The 12,328-nt window shown below is 66.3% G+C and carries 14 protein-coding genes; 8 read left to right on the forward strand and 6 right to left on the reverse strand.

Translation table 11 applies throughout. The annotated features are described in order from the left end of the window. Window positions 1-13: 13 nt before the first annotated feature. Entirely contained in the window at window positions 14-529 is a 516-nt protein-coding gene (locus CPH63_RS10805) for an HNH endonuclease (RefSeq protein WP_096302974.1), read from the forward strand. A 5-nt stretch (window positions 530-534) separates the two neighbouring features. Here CPH63_RS10805 and bfr read toward each other — a convergent pair whose 3' ends face one another. The 3 genes from bfr to CPH63_RS10820 form a co-directional block, all read right to left on the reverse strand. Next, the gene (gene bfr, locus CPH63_RS10810; RefSeq protein WP_096302975.1) at window positions 535-1,014 is read right to left on the reverse strand and encodes a bacterioferritin; all 480 of its coding nucleotides are present in this window, start codon (window positions 1,012-1,014) and stop codon (window positions 535-537) included. A 116-nt stretch (window positions 1,015-1,130) separates the two neighbouring features. Continuing rightward, window positions 1,131-1,379 carry a (2Fe-2S)-binding protein gene (locus CPH63_RS10815; protein WP_197704657.1) on the reverse strand — a complete coding sequence of 83 codons (249 nt, stop codon included), beginning with the start codon at window positions 1,377-1,379 and terminating at the stop codon, window positions 1,131-1,133. A gap of 134 nt (window positions 1,380-1,513) precedes the next feature. Continuing rightward, window positions 1,514-2,623: a lipase family protein gene (locus CPH63_RS10820; RefSeq protein WP_197704658.1), complete on the reverse strand. Its 1,110-nt coding sequence runs from the start codon at window positions 2,621-2,623 to the stop codon at window positions 1,514-1,516. Between the two features lie 546 nt (window positions 2,624-3,169). Here CPH63_RS10820 and CPH63_RS10825 point away from each other — a divergent pair. Beyond that, entirely contained in the window at window positions 3,170-3,439 is a 270-nt protein-coding gene (locus CPH63_RS10825) for a hypothetical protein (protein WP_096302977.1), read from the forward strand. Next, window positions 3,429-3,842 carry a DUF5130 family protein gene (locus CPH63_RS10830; RefSeq protein ID WP_197704659.1) on the forward strand — a complete coding sequence of 138 codons (414 nt, stop codon included), beginning with the start codon at window positions 3,429-3,431 and terminating at the stop codon, window positions 3,840-3,842. Before CPH63_RS10825 ends, CPH63_RS10830 begins: the two co-directional genes overlap by 11 nt. Before the next feature lie 70 nt (window positions 3,843-3,912). Here CPH63_RS10830 and pepN read toward each other — a convergent pair whose 3' ends face one another. Beyond that, window positions 3,913-6,492 carry an aminopeptidase N gene (gene pepN, locus CPH63_RS10835; RefSeq protein WP_096302979.1) on the reverse strand — a complete coding sequence of 860 codons (2,580 nt, stop codon included), beginning with the start codon at window positions 6,490-6,492 and terminating at the stop codon, window positions 3,913-3,915. 167 nt (window positions 6,493-6,659) lie between these two features. Between pepN and CPH63_RS10840 the strand changes: the two genes are divergently transcribed. The 3 genes from CPH63_RS10840 (at window position 6,660) to CPH63_RS10850 (ending at window position 8,587) form a co-directional block, all read left to right on the forward strand. After that, window positions 6,660-7,112: a peroxiredoxin gene (locus CPH63_RS10840; RefSeq protein ID WP_096302980.1), complete on the forward strand. Its 453-nt coding sequence runs from the start codon at window positions 6,660-6,662 to the stop codon at window positions 7,110-7,112. 48 nt (window positions 7,113-7,160) lie between these two features. After that, window positions 7,161-7,778, forward strand: a complete 618-nt coding sequence (locus tag CPH63_RS10845; RefSeq protein ID WP_096302981.1) for a DsbA family protein — start codon at window positions 7,161-7,163, stop codon at window positions 7,776-7,778. A gap of 89 nt (window positions 7,779-7,867) precedes the next feature. After that, window positions 7,868-8,587 (forward strand): TetR/AcrR family transcriptional regulator, encoded by a 720-nt coding sequence (locus tag CPH63_RS10850; RefSeq protein ID WP_096302982.1) that lies wholly within the window; start codon window positions 7,868-7,870, stop codon window positions 8,585-8,587. Here the strand turns inward: CPH63_RS10850 and CPH63_RS10855 are convergent. Beyond that, window positions 8,556-9,563, reverse strand: coding sequence for a cytochrome c oxidase assembly protein (locus tag CPH63_RS10855; RefSeq protein WP_096302983.1), 1,008 nt, complete (start codon window positions 9,561-9,563; stop codon window positions 8,556-8,558). The genes CPH63_RS10850 and CPH63_RS10855 overlap by 32 nt on opposite strands. An 86-nt stretch (window positions 9,564-9,649) precedes the next feature. Here CPH63_RS10855 and CPH63_RS10860 point away from each other — a divergent pair, with 86 nt between their 5' ends. After that, window positions 9,650-10,108, forward strand: coding sequence for a ribose-5-phosphate isomerase (locus CPH63_RS10860; protein ID WP_096305073.1), 459 nt, complete (start codon window positions 9,650-9,652; stop codon window positions 10,106-10,108). 26 nt (window positions 10,109-10,134) lie between these two features. Here the strand turns inward: CPH63_RS10860 and CPH63_RS10865 are convergent, their stop codons facing one another. Then, on the reverse strand, window positions 10,135-10,341 hold the full coding sequence (locus tag CPH63_RS10865) for a hypothetical protein (protein ID WP_096302984.1): 207 nt from the start codon (window positions 10,339-10,341) through the stop codon (window positions 10,135-10,137). Between the two features lie 138 nt (window positions 10,342-10,479). Here CPH63_RS10865 and CPH63_RS10870 point away from each other — a divergent pair, with 138 nt between their 5' ends. Beyond that, window positions 10,480-12,213 carry an ABC transporter ATP-binding protein gene (locus CPH63_RS10870; protein ID WP_096302985.1) on the forward strand — a complete coding sequence of 578 codons (1,734 nt, stop codon included), beginning with the start codon at window positions 10,480-10,482 and terminating at the stop codon, window positions 12,211-12,213. Window positions 12,214-12,328: the final 115 nt, after the last annotated feature.

Consider the following 12,328-nt stretch of genomic DNA (forward strand, 5'->3'; position numbering starts at 1 on the left):
GAGGTCTGCGCACGTGTCAGGAACCCTGGTTCTGAACGCTACGTACGAGCCATTGTGTGTTGTGACACTGCGCCGTGCCGTCGTACTGGTCATCGCCGAGAAGGCGGTGATGGTGGAGGAGTCCGGGCAGTCGATGCACGCCGAACGGGTGACCGTGCCGGTCCCGTCCGTGGTCCGGCTCGCACACTTCGTACGCGTGCCGTATCGGCGCGAGATCCCGCTGACCAGACGAGCGGTGCTTGATCGCGACGAGCACACCTGTGTCTACTGCAGCGCCAAGGCCGACACCATCGATCACGTCCGGCCGCGTTCCCGCGGCGGTGCCCATAGCTGGACGAACGTGGTCGCCGCCTGCGAGAAGTGCAACCACCGCAAGGGCGACCGACTGCTGCACGAACTCGGCTGGAGCCTCGTCGGCGCCCCGGTCCAACCGCCGGCGACGGTCGCGGTGGTGCTGGGATGGGGCAAGCGCGATCCGCTGTGGCAGCCCTACCTGACCTTCGACCGGGTCACCGCAGCAACGGCCTAGTCAGCTCAGCTGCTCGGCTGCTCGATCAGTTGCGCGATGTAGAGCTGCTCGCCGAGCTTCTCCAGCAGGGCCACCTGCGTTTCGAGGTAATCGATGTGGTGCTCCTCGTCGGCCAGGATGGTCTCGAAGAGCTTCGCGCTGGTGATGTCGGAGACGCTGCGCATGTACTCGGCGCCGCTGCGAAGCCGGTCGATGGCCTCGGCCTCGACCGCCATGTCCGACTCGAACATCTCCTTGAGCGTGTGCCCGATGCGGATCGGGAAGAGCCGCTGATAGTTCGGCAGGCCGTCCAGGAAGAGGATCCGGTCGGTCAGGATCTCAGCGTGTCGCATCTCGTCGATCGACTCGGACTTGGTGTACTTCGCGAGCTTCGTCCAGCCGAAGTTCTCCTGCATCTTGGCGTGCAGGAAGTATTGGTTGATCGCGGTCAGCTCCGCGGTCAGTTGCTCGTTCAGGTACTCGATTACTCGCTCGTCTCCACGCATAGCTGGATCCTACGCGGGACACCACCCGGCGAAGCGGAGTGATCGCGGAAAGTCGCGAAGGGACGCACACTCGCGGTGGGGCGCGAGGTTCGGGGTAGTCGCGGTGGGCGCGAGCTTCAGGCGACTTGCAGTGCGGCGAGTGGGCAGGCGCCGCAGCGGAGCTCGATCAGCTCCTCGATTCGGTCGTGGCAGGTCCCGCACCCAGTGCCGGCGCCGGTCAGGCAGCCCACCTCGTCGATGGTGTCCGCTCCCGAATCGACCGCGCTGCCGATCTGGTCCTCGGTGACGGCGTGGCAGATGCAGGCGAACACTGGTCGGACCTCCTCGGCGCCGATGGGAAGGATCGGTGAAGTTAGGCTAACCATACCTAGCTTAGGCTTCCCTGAATAGTCGAAAATGACATTCCCCGCCGGAATGCAGCGAGACGGTGGTGCGACCCGTCCGGGCCGCACCACCGTCTCGTTTGGTGCCAGTTACTAACTGGTGCCGCTAGATCAGATCAGAGCGACGGAACCCAGCAGTTGTTGGTGAAGGACTTGCCATTGAACCGGTCGGTGAAGAACTTGGTGACGTCCGGGATGGCGTTGTTGTCCGTGGTGAGGTGCTCGGCCGCGTAACCCTGGTTCCACTGGGTCTGGATACCGGCCTTGCAGTAGGCATCGCGCGTCGCGTTCTCGGTCTTGGTGTTGATGACCTCTTCGGCCGCACCACGGTACTGGAAGACCGGGAAGTTGATCGTGTACTGCGCGCCCGAACCCGGCTTGCCGATGTTGACGCCGAGCTTCTGGCTGTCCAGGTACTGGCCCACCGTGTAGCCGCTCGGGTCAGCGAGGGCGTAGAGCTGGTCCAGCGTGAGTCCCTTGGTGGTGAAGTTCTCCACCTTGCCGCCGAGTTGGGTGCCGAGGGTTCCGAGGAGGCAGAGCGTCTTGACCTGAGCGAAGGCCGACGTGCCGGCGCTGTTGATGTACTGGTTCACCGGGAACGACGGGTGCGAGGTGATGATGCCGACGACCGCGTCAGCCAGGAAGCCGAAGAACGCGCCGCCCTCGAGCTGGGAGGCGGTCAGCTTCAGGTCACCCGGGACGCCACCCGCCGCGTCGCCGACCACGTTCAGGTCAGGGGCGTAGCTGGCCGCGAGCTGGGCGGCCCAGAGGGAGGCCTGGCCACCTTCGGAGTAGCCGGAGAGTCCAACTGCGAGACCGGCGGAGAGGCCGTCGCCGGGGACCTGGGTGGCGGTACGGGCGATGTCCAGCATCGCGTGTGCGGCGTTGGCGCCGACGACGTAGGGGTGAACCTGGCCGTTGAGGTAGCCGATGCCATCAGTGGCGGCGACCGCGAAGCCGGCCTTCAGGAAGGAGGCGATGTTGTCGCCCTCGTACTCGTCCTGGTAAGCGCCGGCAAGCTGCTTGGAGAAGGCGCACTGCGAGCCGAGGCCAAGCGTGCCGGGGTTGAAGGCGATGACCGGGCGGGTGCCCTTGCCGGTCCAGGCCGCGGTCGGAACCGCCACGGTGCCGGAGACGGCCACCTTGTTTCCGTTGGAGTCGATGGAGGCGTACTGGACCTGCCAGGCCTTCATCGAGACGCTGCCCGGTACCTGGCTCAGCGTCACCGATCGGCAGGCCAGCAAGGTGCCCGGCGCGCTGGTGACGCTGCTAGGCGAGTTGTAAATGCCGTTGGCATCTGCGTTGCATGAGTTGAGAGCTGATGCGGCCGTCCCAGTTGCCGCGATCGCTACTACCGCACCCGCACCACAAGCGAGCGCTGCAACGGCTGAAATAAACCGTTTCTTCACTTTTGTTCCCCATTCCCCGTGGGTTCCCGTTCCAGACGGCGATTTGTCGCCATTGGGCGATAAGTAGGTCACATTTTTTCGGACCTTCTGCTCGCAAACGGAAGTATTAACGTGAAGTTACTCACGAGTCAACAAGTTGCCGAAACTTTTCCGGTCAGAGCGGTACCGGGTAGATTGGTTTGTCGCTTTTGCGATGGAATAGGGGCTTGCCGTTCGATGATTTCGGGGCGACTGGGCTCGGAACGGGGAGCCGCGGCGAACTCGCGCGGGCCGGTTCGATAACGTAGCCCTGTCAGTGCGCCGGAGTCCGTCTCTACTGACGCCGGTCTGCCGATATCCACTCTTCAGTCAGGAGAGCCAGTCTTGAACATTGTTCAGACCGTGCTGGTCTTCGTGGTCATCCCGGCGGCGTTCATCGCCGCCGTCTTCGCCATCGTCTACGGCCCCGCCGAGCTCAAGCACGCGTCGCGGTACCGCCCTGGTCGCGCCTGGTCGTATCCACCGATCTGGTACCTGCCGCATCCCGTCGAGGGAACGGCGCACGGTGACGAGGTCCTCGCCATCGAGGCCGGTCACACGAGCACGACAGCGGAGCTGGTCGAAGCAGTAGGAGGAGCAAGCGGTGAGTGGTAACTCGGCAGCGATGGCCCCGATCGCCCACGGACCGGCTGATCCGCTCGACCACGACGGCCCGTTCAACGCCCGTCAGCTGACCCGCATCGACGAGGCGATCACGCTCTCCAGTCGTGAGACCGGCCTGATCTTCTCGCTCTACCTCGGGGAGTTGGCCGACCCTTCGCGGGCAAGTGCGGAGGACCTCTTCGGGAAGCTCTCGCCGGACGCAGTGCTGGTCGCGGTCTCACCCGGCCAGCGAGTGTTGCAGATCGTCACCGGCGAAATCTCCGGCGCACGGCTACCCAACCGGGCCTGCGCCCTGGCCGCGCTCGGCATGCGAGCCGCCTTCACCAACGGTGATCTGGTCGGTGGAATCGTCACCGGCCTGCGCATGCTCTCCGACGCCGCTGGGCGTCCATAACCGACCACCAGACAATGCAGAGAGGGGCCCCGCCGATGACGGCAGGGCCCCTCCTGCGTTGTGAGTTGGGTTAGGCCGTGCCGGCTTCGGTATCCGTCTTGCGGGCGGCCAATGCGCGGACGATATCGGCCTGCCCTTCGCTCACCAGACGGCGCAGGGCCGCTGGAAGGTCGGTCCGGGCCAGGAAGGCGTCGGCCGTAGCCAGCGTCGCTTCGGTGGCGGTCGAGGACCAGAGCGGGAAGAGGCCGACGACCGCGGTCTGGGCCAGCTCGCCGCTGCGACTACTCCAGACATCCGCGATGACGTCGAAATACTTCTCCACATACCCGGTGAGTAGCTCCGAATGTATGGACGTGCCAAAGCCGGCGACGGCGGCCTTCTGGACGAAGTTGGAGATCCCGGCATCCTCCACCGCGATCTTCCAGGCCGCCGCCTTCGCCTCAGCGGTCGGAATCAGCGCCCGAGCGGTATCGGCGTGCCGGTGGCCGGCGTCGGAGGGATCGCGCTCAAGCTCGGCGGAGATCCCGTCGGCATCGATCAGACCCCGCGAAGCCAGCGCCTGCACGATCGACCAACGCAGTTCGTTGTCGATGGCCAGGCCTTCGACGACGTACGCCCCGGTGCTCAACTGCTTGATAATTTCGGCATGTTCGGCACTTCGGGCCGAGCCGAGGAAGGCATGCACCCAGGCCAACTGGTGGTCTGATCCCGGCTCGCTTGCGTTCAGCGCCCGCAGTGACTCCTCGGCCAGCGCCTGGTAGCCGGCGGGGGCCCAACTCGGGTCGGCGTAGATCTCCAGGGCCCGAAGGGCCTGGCGGGTGATCGACTGGAGCAGCCCGATATTCGTCTCGGCGGCGGCGCCGGCCACCACCAGGGCGATGTAGTCGCGCGCCGGAACCTCGGCGTCGCGGGTCATGTCCCACACCGACGACCAGGCCAGCGCGCGCGGCAGCGACTCGGCCAGCTCGGCGATGCCGCCGGTGCGCAGCGTCTTCACACTCCGCTCGTCCAGACGGGCCTTGCAGTAGGTGAGGTCGTCGTCGTTGACCATCAACAGATCGGGCTGGCTTACCCCGACGAGCTCCTCGACGGTGGTTCGGGCCGCGTCGAGGTCCAGCTCCACCCGGCCGGTGCGCACCAGGGTGGAGGTGGCCGGATCGTGGTTGTAGAGCCCGATGGCCAGCCGGTGCGGACGGACCACATTGGTCGTGGCAACCTCGGTCGGCGCCTGCTGCACGAGCTCGAAACTTGCATAGTGCCCCGCTGAATCCAGCGTGAATTCCGGGCGAATCGTGTTGATGCCGGTGGTCTCCAGCCAGCTCGTCGACCAGGTGCCGAGGTCACGCCCGGAGGTCTTCTCCAGTGCGCGCAGCAGATCGGCCAGCGTCGTGTTGGCGTAGGCGTGCTCGGTGAAGTATTCGCGCAGCGCGGCCAGGAAGTCCTCCACGCCGACGTAGGCCGCCAGCTGCTTCAGCACGCTCGCGCCCTTGGCGTAGGTGATGCCGTCGAAGTTCGTCTCGGCGGTCTGCACGTCCGGCGCGTCGGCGGCGATCGGGTGGGTTGAGGGGAGCTGATCCTGTCGGTAGGCCCAGGTCTTCTCGACATTGGCGAAGGTCGTCCAGGCATCGGTCCAGCGCGTTCCGTTGGCCTGCGAGAGGGCACTGGCGTAGGTCGCGAACGACTCGTTCAGCCAGAGGTCGTCAAACCAGCGCATCGTCACCAGATCGCCGAACCACATGTGCGCCATCTCGTGCAGGATCGTGCTGCCCCGGCGTTCGCGACGGGCCTCGGTGACCTTGCCCCGGAAGAGGTAGATCTCGTTGAAGGTCACGCAGCCGGCATTCTCCATCGCGCCCGCGTTGAACTCCGGCACGAAGAGCTGGTCGTACTTGCCGAAGGGGTAGCGCACGCCGAAATTCGCGTGGTACCAGTCGAAGCCCTGCTTGGTGGTCGCGAAGTTCTCCTCCGGCTCGAGATATTCGGCGAACCCCTTGCGGCAGTAGAGGCCGAGCTCGATCCCGTCGTGAGTGTCATGCACGTGGTAGTACGGGCCGGCCACGATCGCCGTAATGTACGGGCTGATCCGCACGGTAGTACCGAAATGCACCGTCTTCTGCGAGCCGTCATCGGTGGTGGCGGTCACCGGGGAGTTCGAGATGACCTCCCATGACTGCGGGGCGGTGACGTGGAAGGTGAAGGTCGCCTTCAGGTCAGGCTGGTCGAAGCAGGCGTAGACCCGCTTGGCGTCGGAGGCCTCGAACTGGGTGTATAGGTACACCTCACTGTCGACCGGATCGACGAAGCGATGCATCCCCTCCCCGGTGTTGGTGTACAACATCGTGGACTCGATCACGACGGTGTTCTCCAGAGCCAGATTCTCCAGCACGATTCCGTTCTCCGGGTCGTAGCCGGAGACGTCGACCGGTTCGCCGTTCAGCGTCGCCGATTCGATGCTCTGGGCCACGACGTCCAGAAACGTCGAACGGCCGGAGGTCTGGGCGCTGAACCGCAGTGTGGTGCGCGCGCGGAAGGTGATCTCGCTGGGGTTGCCTTGACCGTCGGTCAGGTCCAGGTCGATGTCGTAGGACTCGACCTCGAGCAGGGCGGCTCGAACTCGGGCGTCGTCTCGGGTCAGATTCGGTACAGCCACTGGTTTCTTCACTCCTGGAGGTCGTTCGCGCTTCGGTTAGGGGATCTCCTGCCGAACCGGCGATTCGCCCACTGGCCAACCGCCGGTCAATGGGTATCAGTCTTTCACGCGGCTATGCCGGATGCCCCCGATGACGCTGATAGCGAAGTTCCTCTACTGTTGCCGATGTGAAGACAGGCGACGTTATTGCGGATTTCGAGCTCCCCGACCAGGACGGCCACCTCCGCAAGCTCAGCGAGTTGACTGCAACCGGTCCGGTGGTTCTCTTCTTCTACCCGGCCGCGATGACGACCGGCTGCACCAAAGAGAGCTGCCACTTCCGGGACCTGGCCGCGGAGTTCGCGGAGCTCGGAGCGCAGCGCGTCGGGATCAGCGCCGACACGGTCGCCAAGCAGAAGCAGTTCTCCGACAAGCACTCCTTCGACTACCCGCTGCTCAGCGATCCGGACCGCGCGGTTGCGGAGACCTTCGGGGTGAAGCGGCGAATCGGCGCGCTGCCGAACAAGCGCACCACCTTCGTGATCGGGCAGGATCTCCGGATCATCGAGGTGATCAGCAGCGAGCTGAACATGGACGTGCATGCGGACAAGGCGCTGGCCACTCTGCGGTCGCTTCCGTAGCCGGCGGGCGGCTGCACGCGAAGTAGCTCGCGCGCTACTGTCGATGACATGACAACCTCTACCGCGCCCGCCAAAGTAGACCTCTGGTTCGATCCGCTCTGCCCCTTCGCCTGGGTCACCTCGCGGTGGATCCTCGAGGTCGAGAAGCACCGTCCGATCGACCTCAACTTTCACGTCATGTCGCTGGCCATCCTGAACACCGGACGGGATCTTCCCGAGGAGTACCGGGCCATGATGGACAAGGCCTGGGGTCCGGTGCGGGTCTGCATCGCCGCCGAGCAGAAGTCCGGAACCGGTGTGCTGCGCGATCTCTACACCGCACTCGGTACCCGCCGGCACAACGATGAGCGGCCGCTGGAGCGTGATGTCATCGTCGAGTCACTGCTTGAGGTGGGCCTGCCGGAGTCGCTGGCCGACGCCGCCGACTCGACCGAATTCGACGAACTGCTCGACACCTCCCACCACGCCGGAATGGACGCGGTCGGGATGGATGTCGGCACGCCGGTGATCCACGTCGATGGCGTCGCCTTCTTCGGTCCGGTGCTGACCCGGATCCCGCGGGGCGAGGATGCCCTGAACATCTGGGACGGCACTCGTCTGGTCGCCGGCTACCCGTACTTCTTCGAGCTCAAGCGCACCCGCACCGAGTCGCCCCGCTTCGACTGACCCTGCTGCGGCTGACCCGGCTCAGGGGATTGGCGAGAGCAGCGCTCTGAAAAGGCGTTAACTGCTCTCTGGTGTGGCAAGCTGGGGTGATGGCAACCGGCAAGTCGGTGCGGACGCGCGTGCGCGCGGAGATGACCGAAGAGATCAAGGCGATCGCCCGCGAGCATCTGGCCCGCGACGGCGCAAACCTCTCACTGCGCGCGGTCGCCCGGGACCTGGGGATGGTCTCCTCGGCCGTCTACCGCTACTTCGCCAGTCGCGACGAACTGCTCACCGCGCTCATAGTCGACGCGTACAACGCAGTCGGTGCTGCGGCGGAGGAGACCGAGTCGGCGCTGCCGCGCAGTGACCTGCGTGGACGGGTACTGGCCCTCGGGCGAGGGGCACGATCCTGGGCCCGGCAGCACCCGGCCGAATACGCGCTGGTCTTCGGCAGCCCGGTTCCCGGATATGTCGCCCCGCGCGAGACCGTCGATCCGGCGGCCCGGATACCGCTGCGAATCGGGCGGATACTGCAGGACGCGGCCGCCGCTGGAGCCACCATTCCGCCCGGCCCGGTGCGCCTCCCGGCGGCGGTGCGGGCCGACATGAAGCTTCTCGGCGCGTACCCCGACTTCGCCGGAATTCCGGAGGCGGCGATGGCCCGTGGGGTCGGGCTCTGGAGCCAGATCGTCGGGTTGATCAGCTTCGAGCTCTTCGGGCACCTGGTGGGCGGGGTTGCCGACTACGACGCCTTCTTCGACTACCAGCTCCGGCTGGCCGCGGTGCAGCTTGGGCTCAGTTCTGGCGCCGAATCCGTTCGCGCATGATCGGGTCCTGCAGCCACCAGGGCTGATCGGCCTCGCCGATCGGGACGGCCGCCGCGGTCTCGGTCGGGGCGCCGGCCGCCGGAGCCGGCATCGTCAGTGCTCCGCGGCTGATCCGTTCGGCGTCCAGCACGGTGTCGATCTCGGCGGCGTCGCGGGCATCGGCGATCACCCAGCGATGGAAGATGAGCAGTAGGAAGGGGAGGTCCAGCAGTTCGGCCGCTCCCCAGAGGATGGCCCCGGCCCCCTGCTGATCGGTGAGCGCGGGGACCGTCCACGGGTGGATGGGGCGGTAGTCGAAGAAGGTCGACGAGATCGTCGTCTGCAGGCGCATCACGATCCCGGGAACCGCGTCGACCATCAGCTCGAAGAGCCCGACCCCGAGGGCGACGGCGACGACCAGCGAGCCCTGCGAGCTGGCCTCCGAACTGAGCAGCGGCAGCACGATCATCGCGCCGGCCAGGCTCAAGGCCAGGGCGAGCGTCCAGTCCAACAGGTCGTAGCGAACCACCCAGCCTGGCACCGCGCCGAAGAAGATCAGGGTGCAGAGCACGGGCACGATCGCCGGTCCGACGAACGGGCTCGACATGAAGCGGCCGACCCGGGAGCCGACGAAGCGAACCAGCAGACCCCGCTCGCCGACCGACTGACGCGCGAGCTCCACCGGCTGGGCGGCGACGAGCACGGCCGGCACCACCAGCAGCAGGAGCAGGCTCTGCGAGACCCAGACCGAGAAGACCGAGCTCGCGTAGGCCTGCGCGAAGCCGTTGGTTACCCAGCCGAAGAGGATCAGCCCGAGGGCGAAGACGACGCTGCGGCCGATCGGCCAGCTGAGGCCGCGGCGGCGTAGCCGTAGCACCGAGCGCACCCACCAGAGGGCGGCCAGTGCGATGACCAGCAGTGCGAGCGGCTGCAGCGACCACTGCGAGAAGAGCACGCCGGCGGTCGGCGGCGGCAGGCTCTCGCTCAGGTTGGGCACCCCTCCATGGTGGCACCTGGGTGGTTGCCGGGGCCGGTCACGGGTCGGATCCGGCTCGGCCCGGGCGGGCTGGAATGATGATCGGCATGCGTATCTTCCTGGGCAGTGACCACGCGGGCTTCGAGCTCAAGGCAGCGCTCATCAGCCACCTCACCGGCCTCGGTCACGACGCCGTGGACTGCGGAGCGCTCAGCTACGACGCACAGGATGACTACCCGTCGTTCTGCATCGACGCCGCCCAGCGGACGGTGGCGGAGCCGGGAACGCTCGGCGTGGTGATCGGCGGTTCGGGCAACGGCGAGCAGATCGCGGCCAACAAGGTGAAGGGCATCCGGGCCGCACTTGTCTGGAGCGACGAGACGGCGATCCTGGCCCGGCAGCACAACAACGCCAACATCATCAGCATCGGCGCCCGCAATCACCCGACCGAGGACGCTCTGCGCTTTGTCGAGCTCTTCGTGGATACCAGCTTCTCCGAAGACCCGCGCCACATCCGGCGCATCGACCAGGTCGCGGCCTACGAGGCGGATGGCACCGTCAACTGAATCGCGCCCTGATTGCGATTGAGCGGCTAGTCGGGTCGCCAGTTCCGGCGCACGATCGACATCTCCCGTTCGGCGTCGGCGAGATCCTGCTCGCTCGGGCGGTTCACGTCCCGGGCCCGCAGTGCCTTGCTCACTGAAATCTGTGAACGTCCGCCGCCGACCAGTTCGTGCAGAGCGCGATCGGCCCGCGACGCCGGGTCGGCCCGGCGCGGTTGCTGTTTCGAGTTGGCCACCCGGCCATGGTCGCCGATTCCGGGCCGAGAAGCCAGCCTGGGGCTCGGAGACCGGTGTGGAGCAGTGAATCCGCCACGTACGGGGCGCCGGCTGCCGCTGGTGGAATCAATTTGCGGGGGACTGGCAATATTGGTGGAGTGCTTCTGACTCTGCTGCGCCGGTATCTGTACCCGTACCGTAAGCCGTTGCTTCTGGTCGTCGGCCTGCAACTGGTGTCCACCATGGCGTCGCTCTACCTGCCGAGCCTCAACGCCGACATCATCGACAAGGGCATCGCCCGCGGCGACACCGCCTACATCATGCGCACCGGCCTGTGGATGCTCTTGGTGAGCGCGATTCAGATCGTGAGCTCGATCATCGCCGTCTACTTCGGAGCGCGCGCCGCGATGGCCTTCGGGCGGGATCTGCGGGGAACCGTCTTCCACCGGGTCGCGGCATTCTCCTCGCGAGAGGTGGCCAAATTCGGAGCGCCATCACTGATCACCCGCACCACCAATGACGTGCAGCAGGTGCAGATGCTGGTCGTGATGGCCTGCACCATCTTCGTGGCCGCGCCGATCATGTGCGTCGGCGGCATCATCATGGCGATGCGCGAAGATCTCGGTCTCTCTTGGCTCCTGCTGGTCAGTGTGCCGGTGCTGATCATCGCGATCGGCACGATCATCCGGAACATGGTGCCGCAGTTCCGGCTGATGCAGACGCGTATCGACACGGTGAACCGGATCCTCCGCGAGCAGATCTCCGGCATCCGGGTGGTGCGGGCCTTCGTCCGCGAGCCCTACGAGGAGAAGCGCTTCGGCGTCGCCAACAACGACCTCACGCTCACGTCGCTGCGGGCCGGGCGGCTGATGGCCACCATCTTCCCGGTGGTCATGCTGGTGCTGAACGTCTCCTGTGTGGCGGTGCTGTGGTTCGGCGCCGCCCGGGTGGACTCCGGGGCAATCCAGATCGGCGCGCTGACGGCCTTCCTCAGCTACCTGATGCAGATCCTGATGTCGGTCATGATGGCCACCTTCATGCTCATGATGGTGCCGCGTGCCGCCGTCTGCGCCGAGCGCATCAGCGAGGTGCTCGACACCGAGTCGTCGGTCCGGCCCCCGCTGACGCCGATCACGGCCACCGCGAAGCACGGTCACCTGGAGTTCTCCGACGTCGAGTTCGAGTACCCGGGCGCGGCGGCCCCGGTATTGCGCGGGCTCAACTTCGTCGCCGAGGCTGGGACGACCACCGCGATCATCGGCAGCACCGGAGCCGGGAAGACCACGCTCATCTCGTTGATCCCGAGGCTCTTCGACGCCACCGGCGGCTCGGTGCTGGTCGACGGGGTGGATGTCCGCGACCTGGATCCGGACATCTTGTGGAGCCGGATCGGGCTGGTGCCGCAGAAGCCGTACCTCTTCTCCGGCAGCATCGCCAGTAACCTGCGCTACGGCAATCCCGACGCCGACGACGAAGAGCTGTGGCGATGGCTGCGGGTGGCCCAGGCCGAGGATTTCGTGCGGGCGTTGCCCGACGGGCTCGATTCATCGATCAGCCAGGGTGGGACCAACGTCTCCGGCGGCCAGCGGCAGCGCCTGGCCATCGCCCGGGCGCTGGTGCGGCGACCGGAGATCTACCTCTTCGACGACTCCTTCTCAGCGCTGGACCTCGGCACGGACGCGCGACTGCGAGCTGAGTTGAAGAAGGTGACCAGGCAGGCGGCCGTCCTCATCGTGGCGCAGCGGGTGTCGACGATCGTCGATGCCGATCAGATCATCGTTCTGGAGGATGGAGCGATCGTCGGCATCGGACGTCACGACGAGCTCGTCGAGACCTGCGAAACCTACGCCGAGATCGTCGGCTCCCAGCTGGCGGCGGAGGTGACGGCGTGACCGAGAACTCGCCGGCCGAGAAGCGCGGTCCGTCCGGGGACGGTGTGAACCTGCAGAAGCCGGCGGCCCTGCCGCAGCGCCTGCCCGCGGCCGGCCGCCGCCCTCCGGGTGGTGG

This window comes from Jatrophihabitans sp. GAS493, from assembly GCF_900230215.1.
Classification (GTDB): Bacteria; Actinomycetota; Actinomycetes; order Mycobacteriales; family Jatrophihabitantaceae; genus MT45.

Excerpts from the sequence above, each read along its gene's own strand:
- bfr (WP_096302975.1), bottom strand. The coding sequence starts at position 1,014 with ATGCGTGGAGACGAGCGAGTAATCGAGTACCTGAACGAGCAACTGACC.
- CPH63_RS10815 (WP_197704657.1), bottom strand. The coding sequence starts at position 1,379 with ATGGTTAGCCTAACTTCACCGATCCTTCCCATCGGCGCCGAGGAGGTC.
- CPH63_RS10845 (WP_096302981.1), top strand. The coding sequence starts at position 7,161 with ATGACAACCTCTACCGCGCCCGCCAAAGTAGACCTCTGGTTCGATCCG.
- CPH63_RS10850 (WP_096302982.1), top strand. The coding sequence starts at position 7,868 with ATGGCAACCGGCAAGTCGGTGCGGACGCGCGTGCGCGCGGAGATGACC.
- CPH63_RS10860 (WP_096305073.1), top strand. The coding sequence starts at position 9,650 with ATGCGTATCTTCCTGGGCAGTGACCACGCGGGCTTCGAGCTCAAGGCA.